The organism is Rummeliibacillus pycnus (assembly GCF_002884495.1).
GTDB classification, from domain to species: domain Bacteria; phylum Bacillota; class Bacilli; order Bacillales_A; family Planococcaceae; genus Rummeliibacillus; species Rummeliibacillus pycnus.
Genome location: NZ_KZ614145.1, coordinates 3,547,933 through 3,568,732, shown reverse-complemented (window position 1 = coordinate 3,568,732; position 20,800 = coordinate 3,547,933). Strand labels below are relative to the sequence as shown.

At 30.3% G+C, this 20,800-nt stretch carries 24 protein-coding genes and 16 tRNA genes; 10 read left to right on the top strand and 30 right to left on the bottom strand.

What is annotated here, in order from left to right; translation table 11 throughout:
- Positions 1-101 precede the first annotated feature (101 nt).
- Together CEF14_RS17510 and CEF14_RS17505 are read left to right on the top strand one after the other, a co-directional pair.
- Positions 102-1,043, top strand: coding sequence for a phage/plasmid replication domain-containing protein (locus CEF14_RS17510; protein WP_102694000.1), 942 nt, complete (start codon positions 102-104; stop codon positions 1,041-1,043).
- Between the two features lie 48 nt (positions 1,044-1,091).
- A complete protein-coding gene (locus CEF14_RS17505) occupies positions 1,092-1,412 on the top strand; it encodes a DUF771 domain-containing protein (RefSeq protein ID WP_102693999.1) in 321 nt (106 codons plus the stop codon).
- A 66-nt stretch (positions 1,413-1,478) separates the two neighbouring features.
- On the opposite strand, the gene CEF14_RS17500 is transcribed toward CEF14_RS17505, so the two are convergent.
- The 3 genes from CEF14_RS17500 to CEF14_RS17490 all read right to left on the bottom strand — a co-directional run bounded on the left by CEF14_RS17500 (position 1,479) and on the right by CEF14_RS17490 (position 3,183).
- Positions 1,479-1,790 (bottom strand): hypothetical protein, encoded by a 312-nt coding sequence (locus tag CEF14_RS17500; RefSeq protein WP_102693998.1) that lies wholly within the window; start codon positions 1,788-1,790, stop codon positions 1,479-1,481.
- A 165-nt stretch (positions 1,791-1,955) separates the two neighbouring features.
- The gene (locus CEF14_RS17495) at positions 1,956-2,936 is read right to left on the bottom strand and encodes a hypothetical protein (protein WP_102693997.1); all 981 of its coding nucleotides are present in this window, start codon (positions 2,934-2,936) and stop codon (positions 1,956-1,958) included.
- Positions 2,923-3,183 carry a helix-turn-helix domain-containing protein gene (locus CEF14_RS17490; RefSeq protein WP_102693996.1) on the bottom strand — a complete coding sequence of 87 codons (261 nt, stop codon included), beginning with the start codon at positions 3,181-3,183 and terminating at the stop codon, positions 2,923-2,925. Before CEF14_RS17490 ends, CEF14_RS17495 begins: the two co-directional genes overlap by 14 nt.
- Before the next feature lie 375 nt (positions 3,184-3,558).
- On the opposite strand from CEF14_RS17490, the gene CEF14_RS17485 reads away from it, so the two are divergent.
- Both CEF14_RS17485 and CEF14_RS17480 read left to right on the top strand, forming a co-directional pair.
- Complete coding sequence (locus CEF14_RS17485; protein ID WP_102693995.1) at positions 3,559-4,680, top strand: site-specific integrase; 1,122 nt, start codon at positions 3,559-3,561, stop codon at positions 4,678-4,680.
- Between the two features lie 513 nt (positions 4,681-5,193).
- Positions 5,194-5,532, top strand: a complete 339-nt coding sequence (locus CEF14_RS17480; RefSeq protein WP_102693994.1) for a hypothetical protein — start codon at positions 5,194-5,196, stop codon at positions 5,530-5,532.
- Positions 5,533-5,619: 87 nt separating this feature from the next.
- Here CEF14_RS17480 and CEF14_RS17475 read toward each other — a convergent pair whose 3' ends face one another.
- The 8 genes from CEF14_RS17475 to CEF14_RS17440 all read right to left on the bottom strand — a co-directional run bounded on the left by CEF14_RS17475 (position 5,620) and on the right by CEF14_RS17440 (position 12,037).
- A complete protein-coding gene (locus CEF14_RS17475; RefSeq protein WP_102693993.1) occupies positions 5,620-5,862 on the bottom strand; it encodes a hypothetical protein in 243 nt (80 codons plus the stop codon).
- Positions 5,862-6,386 (bottom strand): hypothetical protein, encoded by a 525-nt coding sequence (locus tag CEF14_RS17470; RefSeq protein ID WP_102693992.1) that lies wholly within the window; start codon positions 6,384-6,386, stop codon positions 5,862-5,864. Before CEF14_RS17470 ends, CEF14_RS17475 begins: the two co-directional genes overlap by 1 nt.
- Positions 6,387-6,509: 123 nt before the next feature.
- The gene (locus tag CEF14_RS17465; protein WP_102693991.1) at positions 6,510-6,836 is read right to left on the bottom strand and encodes a phage head closure protein; all 327 of its coding nucleotides are present in this window, start codon (positions 6,834-6,836) and stop codon (positions 6,510-6,512) included.
- Entirely contained in the window at positions 6,833-7,150 is a 318-nt protein-coding gene (locus CEF14_RS17460; protein ID WP_102693990.1) for a head-tail connector protein, read from the bottom strand. Before CEF14_RS17460 ends, CEF14_RS17465 begins: the two co-directional genes overlap by 4 nt.
- 13 nt (positions 7,151-7,163) lie before the next feature.
- Positions 7,164-7,388, bottom strand: a complete 225-nt coding sequence (locus CEF14_RS17455) for a hypothetical protein (protein ID WP_102693989.1) — start codon at positions 7,386-7,388, stop codon at positions 7,164-7,166.
- Positions 7,389-7,483: 95 nt separating this feature from the next.
- A complete protein-coding gene (locus CEF14_RS17450) occupies positions 7,484-8,968 on the bottom strand; it encodes a phage major capsid protein (RefSeq protein WP_102693988.1) in 1,485 nt (494 codons plus the stop codon).
- Positions 8,946-10,157: a phage portal protein gene (locus CEF14_RS17445; protein ID WP_102693987.1), complete on the bottom strand. Its 1,212-nt coding sequence runs from the start codon at positions 10,155-10,157 to the stop codon at positions 8,946-8,948. Before CEF14_RS17445 ends, CEF14_RS17450 begins: the two co-directional genes overlap by 23 nt.
- A gap of 350 nt (positions 10,158-10,507) precedes the next feature.
- Positions 10,508-12,037, bottom strand: a complete 1,530-nt coding sequence (locus CEF14_RS17440) for a DEAD/DEAH box helicase family protein (protein ID WP_102693986.1) — start codon at positions 12,035-12,037, stop codon at positions 10,508-10,510.
- A gap of 491 nt (positions 12,038-12,528) precedes the next feature.
- On the opposite strand from CEF14_RS17440, the gene CEF14_RS17435 reads away from it, so the two are divergent.
- The 6 genes from CEF14_RS17435 (at position 12,529) to CEF14_RS17415 (ending at position 16,036) form a co-directional block, all read left to right on the top strand.
- On the top strand, positions 12,529-12,777 hold the full coding sequence (locus CEF14_RS17435; protein WP_102693985.1) for a hypothetical protein: 249 nt from the start codon (positions 12,529-12,531) through the stop codon (positions 12,775-12,777).
- Between the two features lie 133 nt (positions 12,778-12,910).
- Positions 12,911-13,081 carry a hypothetical protein gene (locus CEF14_RS19120; RefSeq protein ID WP_170061540.1) on the top strand — a complete coding sequence of 57 codons (171 nt, stop codon included), beginning with the start codon at positions 12,911-12,913 and terminating at the stop codon, positions 13,079-13,081.
- A gap of 137 nt (positions 13,082-13,218) precedes the next feature.
- Positions 13,219-13,662: a hypothetical protein gene (locus tag CEF14_RS17430; RefSeq protein WP_102693984.1), complete on the top strand. Its 444-nt coding sequence runs from the start codon at positions 13,219-13,221 to the stop codon at positions 13,660-13,662.
- 156 nt (positions 13,663-13,818) lie between these two features.
- The gene (locus CEF14_RS17425) at positions 13,819-14,430 is read left to right on the top strand and encodes a tetratricopeptide repeat protein (RefSeq protein WP_102693983.1); all 612 of its coding nucleotides are present in this window, start codon (positions 13,819-13,821) and stop codon (positions 14,428-14,430) included.
- Between the two features lie 106 nt (positions 14,431-14,536).
- Positions 14,537-15,097, top strand: a complete 561-nt coding sequence (locus tag CEF14_RS17420) for a hypothetical protein (RefSeq protein ID WP_102693982.1) — start codon at positions 14,537-14,539, stop codon at positions 15,095-15,097.
- A 183-nt stretch (positions 15,098-15,280) separates the two neighbouring features.
- Positions 15,281-16,036 carry a hypothetical protein gene (locus CEF14_RS17415; protein ID WP_102693981.1) on the top strand — a complete coding sequence of 252 codons (756 nt, stop codon included), beginning with the start codon at positions 15,281-15,283 and terminating at the stop codon, positions 16,034-16,036.
- A 117-nt stretch (positions 16,037-16,153) separates the two neighbouring features.
- Here the strand turns inward: CEF14_RS17415 and CEF14_RS17410 are convergent, their stop codons facing one another.
- The 19 genes from CEF14_RS17410 to CEF14_RS17320 all read right to left on the bottom strand — a co-directional run bounded on the left by CEF14_RS17410 (position 16,154) and on the right by CEF14_RS17320 (position 20,788).
- Complete coding sequence (locus CEF14_RS17410) at positions 16,154-16,906, bottom strand: hypothetical protein (RefSeq protein ID WP_102693980.1); 753 nt, start codon at positions 16,904-16,906, stop codon at positions 16,154-16,156.
- A gap of 100 nt (positions 16,907-17,006) precedes the next feature.
- Positions 17,007-18,050, bottom strand: coding sequence for a hypothetical protein (locus CEF14_RS17405; protein WP_102693979.1), 1,044 nt, complete (start codon positions 18,048-18,050; stop codon positions 17,007-17,009).
- 164 nt (positions 18,051-18,214) lie between these two features.
- On the bottom strand, positions 18,215-19,174 hold the full coding sequence (locus CEF14_RS17400) for a tyrosine-type recombinase/integrase (protein ID WP_102693978.1): 960 nt from the start codon (positions 19,172-19,174) through the stop codon (positions 18,215-18,217).
- 106 nt (positions 19,175-19,280) lie between these two features.
- A tRNA-Leu gene (locus CEF14_RS17395) sits at positions 19,281-19,361 on the bottom strand.
- A gap of 33 nt (positions 19,362-19,394) precedes the next feature.
- A tRNA-Cys gene (locus CEF14_RS17390) sits at positions 19,395-19,469 on the bottom strand.
- A gap of 16 nt (positions 19,470-19,485) precedes the next feature.
- A tRNA-Gly gene (locus tag CEF14_RS17385) sits at positions 19,486-19,560 on the bottom strand.
- A 7-nt stretch (positions 19,561-19,567) separates the two neighbouring features.
- Positions 19,568-19,639 (bottom strand) — tRNA-Gln (locus tag CEF14_RS17380).
- A 3-nt stretch (positions 19,640-19,642) separates the two neighbouring features.
- Positions 19,643-19,718: transfer RNA gene (locus tag CEF14_RS17375), tRNA-His, on the bottom strand.
- 36 nt (positions 19,719-19,754) lie between these two features.
- A tRNA-His gene (locus CEF14_RS17370) sits at positions 19,755-19,830 on the bottom strand.
- Positions 19,831-19,861: 31 nt separating this feature from the next.
- A tRNA-Trp gene (locus CEF14_RS17365) sits at positions 19,862-19,935 on the bottom strand.
- 17 nt (positions 19,936-19,952) lie between these two features.
- Positions 19,953-20,036: transfer RNA gene (locus CEF14_RS17360), tRNA-Tyr, on the bottom strand.
- Between the two features lie 6 nt (positions 20,037-20,042).
- Positions 20,043-20,118: transfer RNA gene (locus CEF14_RS17355), tRNA-Thr, on the bottom strand.
- A gap of 7 nt (positions 20,119-20,125) precedes the next feature.
- A tRNA-Phe gene (locus tag CEF14_RS17350) sits at positions 20,126-20,201 on the bottom strand.
- A gap of 31 nt (positions 20,202-20,232) precedes the next feature.
- Positions 20,233-20,309, bottom strand: a tRNA-Asp gene (locus CEF14_RS17345).
- A gap of 4 nt (positions 20,310-20,313) precedes the next feature.
- Positions 20,314-20,390 (bottom strand) — tRNA-Met (locus CEF14_RS17340).
- Between the two features lie 26 nt (positions 20,391-20,416).
- Positions 20,417-20,492 (bottom strand) — tRNA-Val (locus CEF14_RS17335).
- Between the two features lie 17 nt (positions 20,493-20,509).
- Positions 20,510-20,584: transfer RNA gene (locus tag CEF14_RS17330), tRNA-Glu, on the bottom strand.
- Positions 20,585-20,612: 28 nt separating this feature from the next.
- A tRNA-Ser gene (locus CEF14_RS17325) sits at positions 20,613-20,704 on the bottom strand.
- Between the two features lie 7 nt (positions 20,705-20,711).
- Positions 20,712-20,788: transfer RNA gene (locus tag CEF14_RS17320), tRNA-Asn, on the bottom strand.
- Positions 20,789-20,800: the final 12 nt, after the last annotated feature.

The following is a 20,800-nucleotide window of genomic DNA, read 5'->3' as shown; positions in this document are numbered from 1 at the left end:
GTCTAAATTATATTTTTTATTTTATTTGCAATATGATATCTGTGAGAAGTAAAAATAGAGGTCTTCATTGAGGGATTTTCTATGAAAAAGGAGGAATGCATATGGTACATACACTAAGTATATTAATTGATTTAGAACCCGAACATTTACATTACTTTGAAATGGTTCATAGACACAAATCTTGTAATGTTGTAATGCGGCAATATAATCGTAGAGGATTACATTTTATTTTATACAGAAAGAATAAATTGGCATGTTCTATTTTTGTGGACGTTGTAGAAATCTTAGGTAGAACCCTTGTTAAAGAAAGTGATTATACATACATAAAAAAATATCTAATAAATTGCCTATCTATACTGTTTAATGATGAAAATTTATTTTTCGAACATAATCTAACAAGATTCGACTTTAGTTTCAATGCTTATATTCCAAATGCTAAGATACGTCAACAAATACTGAAATTGCTAAAGAAACTACCTGGAGCATACCGTAGAATGCAGCAAAACAATTCGTATAAGACATCAATGCTTTATAAGTCAAAGTCCGTTGAGGTTATTGTATATGACAAAGTTGCCGAACGTCTTGCTAAACAAGAAAAGATTCGTTCTTATGAAAAAGACATGTTACGTGTCGAAGTAAAGCTTTCAAATGCTCATATATATAGACAATGTCATCGACATGGCAAGCCAAAACAATTATTCACTTTTCTACATCTATTTCTATTTGAAAAATATTTTGAACAATACTTCTTAAATTTTATACACTGTGGGGATTATTACACTTCGAGTATTGCCTTTAAGAAGATTATGAAATCCACCCTGAAAGAAAAAGAAAAAACTAAGTTGATTCAATTATTAGAGCGAATAAATAAAGAAGGAATTGACAAAGTGAAATCATCCTATAATCCAAAGACTTTCCGTAAATGGATGACATATTTAGATACTTTAAAAATAAATCCTATTTTAATACCTGATACTGCAGGTATTATACATATACATAGCTTACAAAAGTATTATTTCAATACATTAAAAAAACTGTCTTAAAAGATATACATACAATAAATTCAATAAAAATTATTTGGAGGGATGTTTATGCAACAATTATCAACTAACGTAACTATTACAATTCCAGAAGAATTTGTTCTAATCAAAAAAATTGAACTAGAAGAATTAAAAGAAGAAAGTCTTATGGGTACATATTGGTCAATGAAAGATTTGGAAAAAAAGACAAACAAAAAATGCGAGTGGATTAAAGAAAATATTCTTTACCCTAATAAATATCGTAAAATATTGGATATTAAAAATGGAGGGTTTGTATTTTATCCTGAAAAACGAGGGCAAACTTGGTCTTTCCAAGCTCGATTAATGGCAAAATTTTTGGACAAACATTTTGGAGATTTTTTTGCAAATTAAACTATTTTATTTGGGGTAACCTGCTATTCCAAACAAGTTACCCCTTCAATTTCTTGCTCATAATTGTTATTTTTCTAAAGTAAATGTATGTTCATTATTATCATTTATCAAAACATGATACTCAACATCCTGTTTATCAAATCCCAACGTTAGCAATACTTTTGTTAACTCATCAGGTCCTCTTCCATTAAATCCAGATGATAAATCTTCTAATACTATAATCTTTCCCTCTTTACCCGTAATAATAGTTTCAAAAAAAGGTTGTGAATTCTTCTTACGAGAATGACTAACTTTCTTTATTTCTCCTATAATTGTAGCAGCTTTTAAGACTTGTGCTGCAGAGTCTTCTGAACTTCCTGTATGAATTTTTATTTCCATTATGTATCACCTCATTTAGAAAGTATACATCTAATTTATTCATAACATAAATATAAAACATTACAATTTACATCAATTTTATAAAAAAGGATACCTAATAGAAGCACCAGCCACGATATGAAACTGGTGCATACTTATCTTTAATAACAATAAATCTTCTACAATTTACAAGCTATAATCAAATTCCTCCCACATTTCTGGTTCATCAGGATAATATGTGTAGTTAGAAAACGCTTGTATAAATTTTTCAGCAATTGGAATGAGTATATCAACAGTTTCAACTACACTTTTACGTGCTTTGAATCGATAAATAATTTTGTGCTTATTATTCACAAATTCTAACTCATTTCCGATTAACTTCTTTGCACGTTCCTCCTTTTCCTTAATAATATGAAAGATTTTTTTGCTTTTCTTTGCAAAACTTAGTTCTACAAATGCCCAATTTTTACTTTCAACAGAAATATACAAATTAATATCAGCTTTTCCAGCTCCAAATCTCAAGGTGGGAATTTTGTCGATATTAGATTTTTCTCGTTGAAAGGAAAAGAAGTATGGAAATGTCGAGCGTAACCTATCTATAAGATAGGTATTTTTAAGATACCTTTCCATATTTTCGATATTTTCCTCCATGGGCTCAATCTTTCCCTTTAGTGGTTTAATAATACTTATTTCAGTCAGAAGTTCTAAAGGGTTTTGTATGTTGTTAAACATATTTAAATGATTGTATACCAGCAGCTTATGGACCTTAGAATTAAGTATCTTGCTTAAATCAATTGCACTTTTATTGATTTTTACAAAATAAAGATTAATGTTCTTTCCTTTTACTGCCTCTCTCAATTCTATAACATGCATCTTTAGGAAATCTGGAGCTTGATAAACAATAATTCCAGTTTCAATATTGTCAATAAATTCAAGTAGTTTTGTTTGATGAGGCCCATCAGATACAGTTAATATATTCTCCACATATACTGGAATATTAGAGTTTTTCTCTAATGCATATATGTCTATCATGAAATTTTTCTGAAAGCCTTCATATTTTTTTTCTAATTTTACTTCGACCAATTCTAGACCTAATACTTTTTCTAGAATACCTTTATTCTCTTTTAAACCGAAACTCATAATGAACTCATTTTCAGTTCCATTCATCGACATTCTTATCCCTGCCGTCCTCTATATCCTTTTCTTCTAAAAGTTCACCTACATCAACACTTAATCCCATAGCAAGCTTTTCAACCGTATCTAGACTTGGACTTCTTAATCCCCTTTCAATTAGGCTTATAGTGGCAGGGTCAACTTTTGATAGCCTCCCTAATTTTTGAACACTTATGGCTTGCACCTTCTTTCTTATCCAATATAAATTTTCTTGGAAGATTTTTGAAAGTCTTTTTTTCATTTAAATTCACCTCCTTGTTTACACTGATATCTTGCGCATTGTAAATTTAAATATACCACTTGGAATAAATTAACAAGTTTATTTACTTATAGAATGGCTATACTAATTATTTTGACTATTGTTAATAAAAATTTATAAGTATAGTCAATAAAAAGACAAATAATTCACTAATTTCATTTTATTTACATAGCTTTATTAGTTCTTAATTTTAATTTTGTTGCTCGAACCTCCAAAATTTCACTTTTATTTTCTATTGTTATATAACATTTATAGATATATAAATATACTTTGCAAATTAAAGCATAAACAATATATGATAAGGGTGACCTGTTATTTTCTCGATTACCCTTTAGATATAAAAGGGGGTTTTAATAAATGGCAAGTTTTCAAAAAAGAAAGGACAAATGGCAATACACAGTTAGTAGAGTGATTAATGGCAAATCTAAGCCCATCAGAAAAAGTGGATTCCATACAAAAAAAGAGGCAATGATTGCGGCTGCAGAGGTTGAAGCATCTTTAGCAAAAGGTATATCACCGGTACTCAAAAAAATTTCTTTTGCTGAATACTTTAAAAAGTGGATAAGTCTATATAAAGAGCCAAAGGTCAGTAATACCACATTAAAGCACTATCACTACTCATTAAAAGCTGTGGAAGATTATTTTATTGATATTCCAATCCAAGACATAAAGAAAATGGATTATCAAAAATTTTTAAATGATTTTGGCTCTAATAAAGCAAAAGAAACTGTAGCTAAAGTTAATGGACATATTAAATCGTGTGTCAAAGATGCTATAGATGAACAAATAATTCAAGTTGATTTTACACGTAATTCCCAACTTACTTGGACAGTTCAGGCAAAAAAACCAATAGAGAAGCATTTAAATTACGGAGAAAGCAAAATGTTATTAAATAGCATTTGTAAAAAAATTAATGGTAATGGCGGTTTAGGTTATTACTTGTTACTTTTGGGGCTAACTTCAGGGCTGCGTTTTGGTGAACTAGTTGGTTTGACTAGGAATGATTTTGACTTTGAAAAAAACACCATTAAAGTTAATAAAACATGGGGTTATAAAAGTAGTTCTCCAATCGGTTTTGGAGCTACTAAAAATGAACAATCGGTTCGTGTTATTAAAATGGATGGACTAACGATGAATTACTTCAAAAAATTATTTATATCTATGCCTACAAACATTCACCAATTAGTTTTTTTTAGTCCAAGTTCAAAATATAAAGTAATAAGTAATACAAATGCAAATAAACTATTAAAAAAACTGTTAGATGAACTAAATATTGAGCCTATCACTGTTCATGGCTTACGTCATACGCACGCTAGTGTTTTGCTATATAAGAAGGCATCTATTCATTATGTTAGTGAGCGATTGGGCCATAGCGACATTGAAACTACATTAAAACAATACACACATGTATTGACCGAACTACGTTTACAAGATGAAAAATTAACTGTAGAAATCTTTGAAAACATGGTTGCAATATAGAATTTACCATATAAACATATGTGTAAACCACGTGGAAAACTCCTTGAGCTCCTATCGTTTTCTATCGTTATCATTTTATTTATAAAATAACAAAAAACTCACAAACCCTTGATATATAAGGGCTTGTGAGCATTTAATATTTTTTATCTTTAAGTAAAACATCATGGTTATACCGGTGGTCGGGGTCGAACCGACACTCCAAAGGAACACGATTTTGAGTATTAAAAAATTATTAATTCCTTCTTAACCACTTAGTATCAATATGATTAACTACTTTTAAAATTCACGATACATACTATCATGAGTGATTTAACTAGATTATAAATGAATTATATTATAATTGCAATTCTCTTATCTCTAAAATTGCTATATATAATAGAAGAAACTCATTTTTATTTAATTGATAACCTTATAAGGTGTATATACCTATAAATTTTCTATTTTAATGTAAATTCATTTGATTTCAGCTTAAATAATGGTAATATTTCATTATAAAATGAAGGGAATGATTGTATGTTAAAAAATAATACATATATATTTTTAAAGAATTTAAGATTAAAGCATAACCAAGAAGAAGAAATAGGTTTAATCCATGATAAAATTTCAGATGGAACTATTTATAACTATTTCATTGGAAAGTATGGAGAAGAAAATATTAATTTTGAAAATGTTGATATAAAAAATTTCCAGAAAAGATTAGCTAATGATGATTTGTATGAAGATAAATTCTATAAACCTAAAGCTGAAGTTGGACTTGCTATCTTCCTAAACTATTGGCTAGATATTTATTCAGAAGAAATTCAAAGTAATATTGAAATTGAAAGATTATACCTGAATGGTGTGTTTTATTAACAATTATTTTCTATCGAGTATTTCAATTAAAAAAACCTTAACTAAAACAAAAAAATTCCCCCTAACCAATTAAGGCTAGGGGATTTTTTATATATTGATATTTTGAACTTCATTACATGCTTTTAATAATGCAAAATTACGCTTTTGAATTGCTTGTTTTTTTAACAGTTGCACAAATTCATGAAATGGTAACTTTTGTTGCAATGAATCATTAACAGCAATTATATATAAAACTGGATCAAGAAAAACATCATAGTGCTTTAACATAAAGGCTAATTGTTGCTTAACTTCTAACAGTTGCATTTGTTTTAATGCTGCATGGATTTCCATTATTGAACACCATCTAAAGTATTCAATTCTATTTCATCATAAATACTCTTAATATCATCATCACTAAAATCAATTGAACCAATGTTGTTTTGTACATTATTCAATAATTCATGACGTTGTGAAGGTGAAAGCATTAAGCTAGATAGTTGTTTATCTAATACGTTTAATAATGCGTTACGTTGTCCAATATGTTGCAAAACAGTTAGCTTTGTAGAACCTTCGCGTGTTTCTAATGCTTGTGTAATACCATACTTTACAATTTCATCATCAATTTGCTGAATTAAAAACATAGTGTTAGCGACTTCTACAACGCTAAATAAATCAATTTGCGTTAAATGTGTGACATTCATTGATTCAATAGCATTTACAAGTGAATCATATAACGATTCATTATAGATTTTATAGCCTTTTGTATCGTGTAAATTCACCTTAGAAAAGGCGCCTTTTAGTAATTCTTCTTTTTCTTCTTTAACTTTAGCGCGGGTAACATTTGAATCCAAATGAACTACTTTTAAATTTGCCAAATTATTTACTTCCTTTCCATGAAATTGCCAATTTTTATTTTTCAAATGGTAATGTGTGATTGAATTGTGGGGCGTGTGCTATCCGTAGATAAACACGTTTTTTTATTTGTGGGTAAGGGGGATTTATCCAACACGTTTTACAATGATCGTATCGAATTGTTTTCTTTGTATATCAGATTCTATTGAAATAATTTTGTAGTTCACACCATTTAATTCAACAGTCATATCATTAGTTATTTGCTTACTTGTATGTCTGATAACTAGATTAGTTGTACTTTCTAACAATGTTCCAATACTTGCTTGAATATCCTTCATTGTTTGATTGCGAACGTAGCACCAACATGAATGAAACAATGTCTTTGTTGTTTCAGTATCACCATATTCATCTGTTGTTGTCTTGATTGAATAAATGTTAATACGATTGTTCATCATTCCTATTGTCATACTCATATAACAACACTCGTTTCAGGTAACCATTTACGTTGTATATCTAATAGACCAGTAAAGCTATATAGATATTCATGTGTAGCCTTCTCGCTACCTACTGCCCTATTCTCATACCATTGTGCTACAAGATTTAACGCTGCCAGTGTAAACTCAACTGGTATATCCTCAAATGCTTCAAATGGTTGATTTAAATAGTTTTGTATATAACTCTTTGCACTATCAATCATTAACTGAATCAGTACATCATCTTCTGTGTGATCCACACGTAAATAATTCTTAACTAAATTTATATTGAAAGCTTCATCTGTAATTATCATTGTTGTAATCCTTTCATTTGGTTGGTTCTAATACTCTTTTTACAAAGTTATAGCTAACAGGTTTCAAGCCTTCTTTTCTTAATGCTTGATTAGTCTTTGCTAATATTTCAGAGCGTTTTATGTATTTATTTGTGTTAGAGAAATTAAGCACAAAAGCACGAGCAAGAGTGTATCTATAAGCACTTTCACTTCTAAAATGTTCTTTAATTGCTTTTAATGCAGAAATATAAGTATTCAATTTTAATTCACCTTATTTAATTGTTTATTCAGTTGTATATTTAGTTGTAATAAAAAGAGAGTAGCCAAATGAATGACTACTCTTTAGAAAATTGATTATGCAACTTGTACATTTAGTTTTGCAACAGCTTGAGGATTTACAACAATTGAATCCATGTAAGCGTCAAATAGATACATTTTTGCACCTTTTAAAGCTAATCCTGAATCAACGATTTCACGTAATCCTTGTTCTTGTTTAATCATTACTGCAACAGCTTCATTGATATTACCGAATACAACAGGTGTTTCAGCTGATAATGCTTCAGTTACATATACAGGAATATCAAATAAAGTGTAAGAAACTTTACCATTCACAATGCCATTTTGTAAGAAGAAATGACCATCATTATCTTTTAATTTAGCAATAGTTTTAAAGAAGTCACGTTGCATAACGAAACATGCACCGGCCAAAAATTCAGGGTGAATAGAAAGGTATAAGTCTTGCAATGTATCGTATGTAATTGCACCAGTTACATCAACATGACCAATTGCAACGTCATTAATAATACCGTTAAATTCATCAGTACCAACACCAACGAGCATTGATTTTTCAATAGCTTTAGCAACTTTACGAGCTAATAAATTAGGAACGTATTGATCCATGTTTACTGCAGCGTCATTAATCAATTGGTTAGAAAGAGTAATTGCGGCACCAACACGTTTTTGTTTTAATTCAGCATATTCTAGTTTTAATTGTTGTTCGACTAGGTCAACGCCTTCACCAACAAATGCGGCAACTACATCATCATTGCCTTCACGTGCAACTTTTAGTGATCCTGACATTGTAGGGAATTTTTGAGCCATTGCAAATACTGGTGAAATATCTTCAATTTCTTGAACAATTGTATTTGCTATTTGTTCAGGAATAACAGCAGCGCCATCAGTTGTTGTTTGTAATGCACGATTTTCTTTAATAATTGTGTTTAGTGATTGTTCAGGGTTTACAGAGTTTAATTTTTTCATAGAGGAATTACTTCTTTCTTCAGAGGATTTTTGTGGGATATTAGGAATTTCAATTGTTTCAGGTGTTTCTAAAGAACGAGCCTGAATAATTGAATCTTGATAAGCTGGGGTTTTAACTGCACTAACTTCAAATAATTCAAGTGCTTGAATGGTACGTTGATACATGCCATTTGCGAGTTTTTGCCATGAATCTTTTAAACTTCTAAAACCAAATGACATGTTTTTTAAAATGCCTGATTTGATTAAAGTGAAATAGTCATTTCCCCAACTTGTAGGGGTGATTGTTGCTTCAATATAAAGGCCTTGTTCATCTTCACGTAATTGAAGTGATCCATTATTAGTTGAAGCAAGAATTTTTTGTTTATCATGTTCGGCAAGAAAATCAACGTCATTACCTTGTCTTAATGCTTCAGCAAAAGCACCTTTAGCAATAACTTCAATAAATTCATTACCATTAACATCTTTAAGGGGTTGTGAAGGCTTTTCAGTCTTGTTCACATAGCCTTTTACTTGAAGTGAACCATCATTATTCTCTTCAATGGCCCTTACTTCAAAATTATTGGTTTTCAGTATTTCCATTAATTTGTTCACCTTGTTTGTTAGTAGTTTGAGTATTGATATTCAACACTTCACCAGTTGCTTTATTTCTCATTGCTTGTCCAATGTTGAGTTTGTAGTAATCTTTTTTATCATCAACAACAGTCATATCAAGACGTTTACGACTTTCATTGAAGCTAATAACACCATCATTGAATAGCTTTAATGTAGCTTCGATACGTTCATTTTCAGTTGCTTTCAGCACTTGTGAAGTATCAAACATAAAAAATAAGCCTTGTTCAGAAGGCTTTAAGAAATATTTATCTAGTTGTTGTTGAATTGTTACTAGGATAGGTTGAATTGTTTGTTGTAAAAACGAGGTATTTGCAGTTGATAGTGAATTGTATTTGTTTCTTGTATCGTTAATTAAGCTTTCTGATACATTGAACAACATACAAATTTGTGAAGTGAGTTGTTGATTTGTTTCATTTAGTTGAAGGTCATTAGGATTAGTACCGATATTTTGATATTCCAATCCATCTTCAAGAATGATTGTTTTGCCACTTTTTGAAGAACCTTCATAAAGATTTTGCCAACTTGTACGCAAGTTATTAATAGCCTTTTCTGAAAGTCTTGTTGCAGCCTTTAATAAACCAATACCAAATGATCCATTTTTTAAAATCTGTTTATTATAGGTTTGAGCGTTGATTGCAGTTTCAAGTACATCTGAATTACTTAAAACGCCTTTCGTACCTGAATCAAAACGAATTATTTTTTTGCTATCAATTGTGTAAGTTCCATCAAAATTATAAATATATTGAATGTCACCAATAGTAAAACCATCATCTGAATAATATTCTTCAGTCACATAATTAGCTTTTAGTACATGCAATTCATTACCGTTGTTATATAGATAGGCCTTACCATAAAGCAAAATATCTTTTACTAATTCAGCTTTTAAGGTACTTGAAGTATCAATAACATTAGGGTTATTAAGCATTTGTAATCGTGGATCATTGTTTTTAAAGGTTACATTTTGGCCTTCATGTTGCATTAAATTAATTGGTAATGCCGCAATTGTATTTGTAATCAGATTCACACATGCTTTAAATGCTGGAATACCAATTGCTTGTTCTTCAGTAACTACTAAGTTTCTGATATTAGAACTAAATGATGTTGAAAAATAATCATTTTGATAGGTACCATTTTTATTTCTCTTAAAAAATGCCATTTTATAATTCCTTTCATAGAGTTTTCTATATTCAGTTGTAATATTTAGTTGTGTATTCAGTTGTTATTTTTAAAGATGAAATTGAAATTCACCTTTCGTGTTAATTCCTTCCTTTTTTACTCATTTGGGTAATTTCAAAGCAAATAAAAAACCAGTAGCAATAGACCCATAAGGACTATCACTACTGGAAAGTAGGTTTTCTTTGATGAATTTAAAAAAACATAATAAAGAAAGGTATTCAATAATTAATGAAAAAAAGGAGAAATGTATGGGAAATTCCCTTACACTATATATGTAGATAACTCGTGATTTTGTCTCCATTTTTTACGAAAATGATTCAAAAGACCTAATCAAACTGCTATTTTCAATTCGTTTTCTTTTTGTTTTATAACCCAATAGGTCACTTTTTTACCTTCGCTATCATACTTTCTTGTAGTTGTTAAAATATATTTTTTACTTTGTTTTTCTACAAGCTCCCTAATCTTTTTTAATCTAGGTGTTTGACTAGGATTATGCTTATCTAATTTATATTTTTTAACTTCTAAACATAATTGTTCTTTTTGTTCTTTGCTTAATATGACTTCGCTTTTATCTTCGATATATGGATTCAATACTTCATCAATATTGATTGCAAATGTACGATTTAACACTTCAATTGGTTTTGTTGGATACATTTCACTTAGAATATCAATGTAGCCTTGTGTTAGTGTTTCAAAGTTTTCGTACATATATTTTAAATCTTTCAACTGAAGTTCAATGTAAGCCAATTTCATGTTATTAATCTTTAATTTAGCATTGTTATATTCATCAACTTCAAAGTAAACATAAGAAGGTTGTTTATCTACACCATGATTTCTATACCATAATTCATGATTTTTTAACCAGCTTAATTCATCTTCAAAGTAATTGATTTTTGCATATACATGTTTGCGATTAGGTACTTTAATTAGCATTGTTGTTTTATTTCCTTTCATTTCTCTACAACGTGATCGTGATTGTTCAAGTGTTACAAAATCAGTATTGCAAGGATAGGAAACGAGTGTATTTTTTTCGCTATACATGCTTATACCGTTATCAATTGCCTTTGTACAAGCTAGAAAATCAAAGTTCATATTAGTTGTTAGTTTGCCTTCAGAATCCTTATATTCATGTTCCAAATGGCTTTTAACGTCAATATCTGTTATTTCTTCATATCGTTTATGGTATTCGGAGATAATTGCAACTGATTTATAACCTAATTGACTAAATGATTCTTTTGATTGCTTAACCTTTTCAACATCATTTTGCCATTCAATAACATTATAATTGGCTTTTAAATATTCTTTTTCTTGTTGCTTGATTACATCATCATCAGTTGTTAAAAGGATTTTTTCAATATTGTTATTTAGTGGATCAATGTCACGTAAAACTTTTAATGGTCTAGTCATTAGGTATTGTATTGCTTTTAATGGTTCAGGTGTTGCAGTTAGAAAAATTTTTATAGAATCACATTCATTTATATAATTCCAACTATACATAGTTTCAAAAGAAAATACGCTATCCATTACGAAAAAGTGTGATTCATCTAAAATTAATACATCATATTCAATTGGAATATATTGATTGATAGATTTACTTATAATCATGTCATTCAAGCTTTGATAGGACATAAATTTTAAATTTTTATATTTACGTTCATATTTATTTTTCAGTTGTTCCCCTAGTGATTTACGATTGTATAAATAAAGGACTGTTTTCCCTTCACGTTCTGCATATGGCACATAATGATCCAGTAATATTGTGGTTTTGCCACTTCCACATTCGCTAAAAATTCCCCAGTTATATTGCTTGTTCCATTGTTTAAAGTTTTCTTCATTAAATTCTTCAGATAAAAATTTCATTTGTTGTTTCTCCTTTTTAATCGTTTCAACAATATTCTTATATGGGAAAGAAAAATTTTGTAAAAAGGATTTATACAAAAAATGAGGAAAATGCTTAATCTTATAACTCCCGATATATCTGATATATCTTAGGACACTTTTTAAGGGATATTCTTAATAATAATAATTACTTATATTAGTTTTTATTAATTTTGTTAATACATATTCAAACACTAACAACTACCATGAGAGGAAACAAATTTACTTCAATATGTGGAACGTAGTGGAACATGTTGAATAAATTTTTTTCTCGAATAAAGGACATGACTTATTGTGCTTTAGCACGATAAGTTATGGACTTATATAATCAGTTGAGCAACGCATTGCTAAAGCAATTCCTTGCTCACTGTCTTTGTCTGAACGTAACAAGTTACGATCAGCCAAAAGAGAGAGTTTTCTTTAGTGTGTTATATAAGTTAAAATTAAAAAATACATCATTAGGAGTTGCTAAAATGTGGATAAATGTTGTTTTTACGATATTCTCAATAATGGGATTATCTCATATGTGGTTTGCTATATTTGGAAAGAAAAAAGATTTTAATAATCTTAATACAGGTGGTTCTTCAAGTTTAGTTGAACTGATATTTGACCTTACTTATCAACTTTCTCCATTATTAATAAAAAGAATTCTCACATTTCTTTTGGGGTTATTTGGTGCGTTATTATTTATAATACTTTTATATTTTTATAACTTTGGATAGTAATATTTCCGACTATAAATTTCATGCTATAATAGATATATCATTGATAATCCTTTTTATGAATATATAGATTGGCTTCATTAGTACAGAGCGTTTAATTACGCCTGAATAAATTAAAAAGGATTGAAGCACAATGAATAAAATTGATGAAAAGTTTGAAGAAATTAGAAAAGAAATTAACAAATTAGAACTTGATTTGAGGGGCATAATCCTGAATAGATTATCAATTGAATATTTTGCTATTGATAGACGTTCAGAATTTGACAAAAAATTAGAAGAACAATATTTAAAAGATAATATGTAATTCCTAAGTGGTGGCTATTATATAGCTGCCTTTTTTATTTTCTTAAAAATTTTTTCTAATTTCCTTTTACATTTTTGTTTTTTACCATATAACCTATGTGTAAATCAAAAAAGCAAGATAAAAGGAGATTTTTTATTATGGCAAATGTAGAACACAATTTTTTAAATGACGAAAGATTTTTTATTAAGGATGGAAAGGTATTTTCAAGCGATATTATGATGAATAATGATGATACACTTGCATTTTTGAGTGAGGAAATTCCACAAAAATTAGAAAAATTATTAAAAGAAATTCCTATGTATAAGGATTGTGTTTTAAAAGATGTAATTCCCGTTATATATGAATGTGGCAACGAAGTCGAGTATGGTACAAGATTATCATACAGTTTCACATATGAAGCTTTGATTGCTTCAAATATATTACCAGCTTTTGATGACTGTTTCCCTTATTTTAAAGAGTTCCTACAAACATTTAAGCGTTTAGATATGATTGTTTCAATGCAAAATTTAGTTACAAAAGAATATATTGAAAGTCAAATAGATGATGATGTTATTGATGATGCAATTCTAATTGATTTCTAATCAACAAAACTTAAATTTTTATATCTTGAACACTCATTAATTTGAGTGTTTTTTTATTTCTAATAAAAAACATTACCTAAAGGGTGACTTTTTAGATAAAAATGGCAGTTTTACGTTAAAATAATTATATATTCTGTTTCAAGGGAGGTTTAATATATGGGCATTTTTAGTATGTTCAGTAAAAATAATAAGGTGGGTGGGATTATAAAAGATTTGCAATTGGAAAGCTTTTATAATCCATTATCTGTTGAAGAAAAAGAAATGATGAAGAATGTATTAGAACCAAAATTTGTTTTGGGGTATAACCCATATACAAAAAAAGATTTGGATCAAGGAAATGCTAAATGGGATAGATCAATAAGTGATTTTTTTCTCGTCATTGGAAAAGCTGTATCGAAAGAATTAAGCATTAAATTGTATGAAGAAAGCATGAACCATTCTGATAATGACTATGTAGCACAACATCTTATAAAACAAGATTTGGCAGAAAAATATTATCAGTTAAAACAATTTGATAAATGCGAAGAATATTGTAAAAAAGATATTGCTGAAATTGATAAATATATTAATGATAAAATTTTTAAAGGTGCAACTGTATATTCCTTTAAACGGTTAGCAATTTTATATGAAAAACAAGAAAGATATAATGAAGCTATTGAAGTTTGTGAATTAGCTATGAAATATAACCAAATAGACGGTACAAAAGGTAGCTATGAAAGTCGTTTAAGTAAATTACAAAAGAAATTAGAAAAAGCAAACAGTCTATAACAAGACTGTTTTTTTATTTTTTTAAAATCTTTTTACACTTTCTGCACATTCCATATAACTATCATGAAAATATTTTCAAAAAAATTATGAAAGAAGATATATTTTTATGAATGAAGAAAAACTGTACAACGCAAAAGAAATTGCTGAGCAATTAGGGATTACTAAAAAGGAAAAAAATAAATTATATGTACGTTGGGAAAGACTAAATAAATATCTAAATAGAAATGATATAGATAAAGATACTTTACTAACAAAAGAAGAAGTTTTAAAACTTTGCCAAACTACAAAAAATTTTATTCCTGAAGAGCTTGCTAATAAAATAGGCATTGATATTAAAAATGTCTTAATCCCAACTAAAGAACAAGAAACATTAAACGTCATTAAACATGCTTTTGCTAGCTTAAATTGCATTAAGGAATATGCAGTTTTTAATTATCGGATTGACTTGTATTTTCCTAATGAACGAATAGCAATAGAATGTGATGAATTAAATCATGCTAATAGAAATGAATTCTATGAATACAAACGACAAAAAGAAATAGAAAATGTCTTACACTGTAAATTTATTCGTTATAATCCTGATTGCAATAACTTCAACATTGGTGATGTAATCAATGAAATTATGAATTTAGTTTATGATCCTCAAAGTTCTACTCATGCAGCCTAATTACTAGGCTGTTTTTTCATGGCTGACTTTTCAGCCGTCATTATTTCGTGGCTCAATTTGAGCCACCAAATTTCCATCATTAAAATTGTAGTTTTAGGATTCGCCATTTGATTTTGAATTCAGCGAATATATAATATACCCTAGTATTGAACTATTGTTATATTTATCAAGGAGGTGCTTAAAATGAAATTAGCGGAAAAGAAAATTTTTAATGGTTATTTATTTGGATTAGTTAAATTTATGAAGCCTGAATTTGTTGATAGATTTAGAGAAGGTAACATTCGTATGAGTGATTTAAACACTTATATTAAAATGGAAAAAAAATCAATGATACGTGGTATGGGAGATAAATTAGAGGGTGCAGCCGTAATTAAAGCAGAATCATTTGAATTGTATGAGGAAGGAACTGATAACCTATTTTTTACTGGTAATTCTAGCAGATTTACTTTAACATCTAATGATTTAACAAAAACCCCTGTTTTTTGTTCATTTGCAATAAATGATAAAATTTTAGAAATCATTAATGAAGATAATGACTATTATTATGTAAAACCTCAATTAGATGAAAAAGACGTTGAAAAATTAATTCAAGACTTTGATAATACGGCTGTTCTAATTGATGTTAAATTTATTCAAAGGTTTATAGATGTATGTAAGAAAAAAAATATTGGTGTAAAAGCCGATATTATTAAGTATTTTGATTACGGAATAAATCAGAAAGATAGATTAAAACAGTATACAGATATTCATAATCCTAATATGTGTTTTATAAAAGATAAATATTTTGAATCCCAAAATGAGCATAGAATCGCATTAAAAAGTGAACGAACTACAGAACCAATTACTTTTAATATAGGTGATATTTCTGATATAACTACTGTTTTTGATATAAAAGACTTTTTTTCAAAATACGGTATGAAATTAAAAAAACAAGAATAAAAGCAACCTAATTTTAGGTTGCTTTTTTCGTGGCTCATTTTTGAGCCGCCAAACAAATAATGAATTATTGTGCATAAAAAGACCGCCAATAAGGGCGGTTTTACTCATTATTCAATATTATTCTTCTTTTAATTCTGCTATTTCTACTTGCAATCCACTTGTAAGTTGTTTTCTAAACATTTCCATATGCATAATTAATGTAATATCAGGAGTTACTTTTCTACTTTCAGTAACATAGGGTAAGCTATTCATATCATAAATAATTCTATCCATTCTTTCATTAATTTCATCTATGATAGTCTTTAATTTCCTTTCATTTCTGCCTTCAATAATATTTTCAGTATGTACAATGGCGTGTCTATACTGTCTGTAAAAACTATACTGTAATAAATAATCTTTTAAATTTGTATTTTGTTGTGACTTATGTTGTTCATAGTCTTCAAAGTAATCTAATAATACTTCTGGTAATCCACCTTGACCAAAATTAATTTTCTTTGAAATTTCTCCTTCATTTAAATCAGTCGTATACCTTAAAAATACTTCATAGATATCTTCTAGTAGAGCATCAATTAAGCTGATTGTTTTTACAAAATAATCACTAGAGATTACAGTTATTGCTTCATTTTTATAGAAATTCAATATTTGTTCTTTGTTTAGTAGAGTAATCATTTCTACAGAATTTCTAAATTCGTTCGGAACACCTCCCATAGTATTAATTTGTATGTTACCGTCCATATTTTCATATCTATCCGAAGCAATAGAAGTAGAATTTGTTAATAGTGAATAACAATTATATCGGCTATCCAATTCTCTCTCTTTTCTAAATACCAATTGCCATAATTCTTCGTATAAATCATTATTCCTAATCATCTCCAACACTCCTTTAGCAACTATTTTACTAGTAATTATCAATTCCTTTTACTTACTTTTCAAGTAAAAACGTTTTAACCCAAATATATTAGTACATTATTTACAAACATAGTTTAGCCATGATTTCACGTTGTTTAGCTTCATAGTCCATTGTTGATTGTATTTTTGAAGTATCTTTCTTGAACCAATCAGGAATATTTTGCTGTTTGCTATTAGCAATTTTGGCTTTATTTAATTTATCTTGTTGCTCAAAAACATTAGTTGCTTCCGATGCTTCAAATTCATCATTTACTGGCTTTGTATCGCTTTCTATAGGCTTAATGGTGTTATTAATCATCTTTGTTAAAGTACCGCTAAAGAAGGCATAGGCATTGTTATATCGGGCATTAAATAATGTTTTCATAGCTTTTACTATCAAGCTATTAAACAATGATTCTTGTAAGCTATTTTTGAATTTGTTCTTAATACCTTTAGCGATTACATATAGTTCATGTAGCATTGTTTGTGGCTTTTGATGTTTGCTTAATAATCCTTCAATCGAATTTTTTAGATTAACGTCACTATACGTACATAAATCATTTGAAGAATGATTTTTAAAAACCTTAAACCCCTTAAATACCTTAGAGCCTTCTTTTTCCTCCTTCAGTCTTGATATATCAACGTTTGCAACACTTTCCAGTCCTACATTTTGAACTTCATTTTGTGCTATATTTAGTTCTTCAATTTCATCATCATTAAGGAAAAATACTTCTTTCATTATCGCTTTAAAATTAGCATGTAATTTATCAACGAAAATATAGTGACCATTGTTTTTACCACGACTTTTTAAACGAGCAACAACTATTTGATTCACTTGTTTAATACTCTTAACGGTCTTAAATACCGTTGTGATACCACATTCACTATCTTTTGCTAGTGTTTCAGCTTTAATCTTTGTAATACCTGTTTGTGCTAGTTTAATTAGCAATTGAGTTAATACATTGAATTGTTTTGAAGGAAATAATTGATTGAATATGTATCCTTGTTGCTGCACATCTTGTTCAAAGTTCTTCATACGTGCATTTGAATAGTTTTTATTGCGTTCTTTTTTGTGATTATTGATAAACGATTGAACATGTTCATCAAAAGCATTTAAAGTTTTCATGGCTATGCTCCTTTTATCAGGAACACTAAAATGTGCATTATTATATAAAACTTGAATACAATCTTTAAAAACGTTAAAATATATGTATTGTGTAAGCTCATTTTAGTTTCCTTGTGTAACTATTTGAGTGATTAAAGGATTAACGTTGCCGCGTTAGTCCTTTTTTATTTTTTATATAAGTTTTCTAATGGTGAAGATTCCCTATGTTTTTCATTTAGTTCAGTACCAAATAATCTCACATAGCGTTTTGTCATTTCCATGCTTGTATGTCCCATGATCCGCATTAAATCAAATGCACCACCGCCATTTTGAATATAATTTTTAGCGAATGTATGCCGCATAGTATGTGGGCTATTTCTTACATTGGTTATCTTTGCTAAATTCCCATAGTAACTGAATCTATTTTGATATTGCCTATTTGTTAAAGGCGTTCCGTCTAAAGTAACGAATAGTGTATTGCTTTCAGTAATTCCACGTACTTTTAAATAACTTTTCAATTGTCTAGAAAGTGTTTTTTGTAATGGTACAAAGCGTTCAAAGTTGTTTTTTGTACGTCTAATTCTTATTACACCTTCAGGAAATTGAATATCATCTATTTCAATTCCAGCCACTTCAGAAAGTCTTACACCAGTATCAAAAAGCAAATAAATAATTGTATAATCTCGTAACCCTACAAATGTTGTTAAATCACATGCAGCGAGTAATTGTCTTATTTGCTTATTAGAATACGTTTCAATTATTGGCTCACGATCTCGCAACAACTTTAAATGTTCTACTGGATTGTATTTAATCACTTTGTAATCAAATAAATGATTATAAAATGCTCTAATTGCTCTTAATCGTGAGTTTATTGTAGAAGTTTTTAAATTGTGATTTTGCATTAATTTAATGCCCTCTTTAATCACATCAAAAGTTACTTCTTCAACAAATGTAACTTCTATATCTCTATGAAAATAATTAATTTCACGCTCATAATATCGAATGGTTGCTGGTCTAACATTTCGAAGTTTTGAATCATTGAGGAATAAACGTAAACAATCAACTATAGTACGTTGTCCAGTTTCAACTATTTGAGGACGAGCATTTTCACGCTCTCTTGCATTAAGTAGATTTTTTCTTCGCATAAAAAAAACACCTCCAATCTTAGTTCACACTACTTAATAGTAGTAATCGTTAAGATTAAAAGTGTTATTTTTACGCATAAACGTTGGTTTTATGCGGTTTATAGGATACCGGTGGTCGGGGTCGAACCGACACTCCAAAGGAACACGATTTTGAGTCGTGCGCGTCTGCCAATTCCGCCACACCGGCATATTATTATCAGAGTTATTATTTTAAATTAAATGGAGGCGGCAACCGGATTTGAACCGGTGAATAAAGGTTTTGCAGACCTGTGCCTTACCACTTGGCTATGCCGCCTTATTATTATTGAAATTGGAGCGGAAGACGGGGTTCGAACCCGCGACCCCCACCTTGGCAAGGTGATGTTCTACCACTGAACTACTTCCGCAAAATAACTGGGGTACCTGGATTCGAACCAGGGCATGACGGAATCAAAATCCGTTGCCTTACCGCTTGGCTATACCCCAATATGGGGCGGCTGATGGGGATCGAACCCACGAATGCCGGAACCACAATCCGGTGTGTTAACCACTTCACCACAGCCGCCATTATATTTAATGTCGTTTGTATTAAATTTAATAATGGGGCGGCTGAAGGGGATCGAACCCTCGAATGCCGGAACCACAATCCGGTGTGTTAACCACTTCACCACAGCCGCCATTATATTTAAATTTAATGTTACTTTAAATTGGCAGGGGCAGTAGGAATCGAACCCACATCAAAGGTTTTGGAGACCTCTATTCTACCGTTAAACTATGCCCCTATATTATATATTTAAGATGGTGGAGGGGGGCAGATTCGAACTGCCGAACCCGAAGGAGCGGATTTACAGTCCGCCGCGTTTAGCCTCTTCGCTACCCCTCCGAAATATGGTGCCGGCGAAAGGAGTCGAACCCTCGACCTACTGATTACAAGTCAGTTGCTCTACCAACTGAGCTACACCGGCATTATTATGGTGGGTCGGGACAGAATCGAACTGCCGACACTTAGAGCTTCAATCTAATGCTCTACCAACTGAGCTACCGACCCATAATAATGATCAATATTATTTTTAGTAAAATGGCGGTCCGGACGGGACTCGAACCCGCGACCTCCTGCGTGACAGGCAGGCATTCTAACCAGCTGAACTACCGGACCATTTTGGTTGCGGGGACAGGATTTGAACCTGCGACCTTCGGGTTATGAGCCCGACGAGCTACCGAACTGCTCCACCCCGCGATAATTAATAAAATTATGATTTTAAATGGTGGAGGATGACGGGATCGAACCGCCGACCCTCTGCTTGTAAGGCAGATGCTCTCCCAGCTGAGCTAATCCTCCATGTTATAAGATATTTATGGTGACCCCTACGAGATTCGAACTCGTGTTACCGCCGTGAAAGGGCGGTGTCTTAACCGCTTGACCAAGGGGCCATATTTAAAGTGAGCTTTAAGGACTTCATGGCGGAGAGTAAGGGATTTGAACCCTTGAGACAGGGTTACCCGCCTACACGATTTCCAATCGTGCTCCTTCGGCCACTCGGACAACTCTCCATTTAAATGGCTCCGAAGGCAGGACTCGAACCTGCGACCCTCTGATTAACAGTCAGATGCTGCTACCAACTGAGCTACTTCGGAATAATATTAACA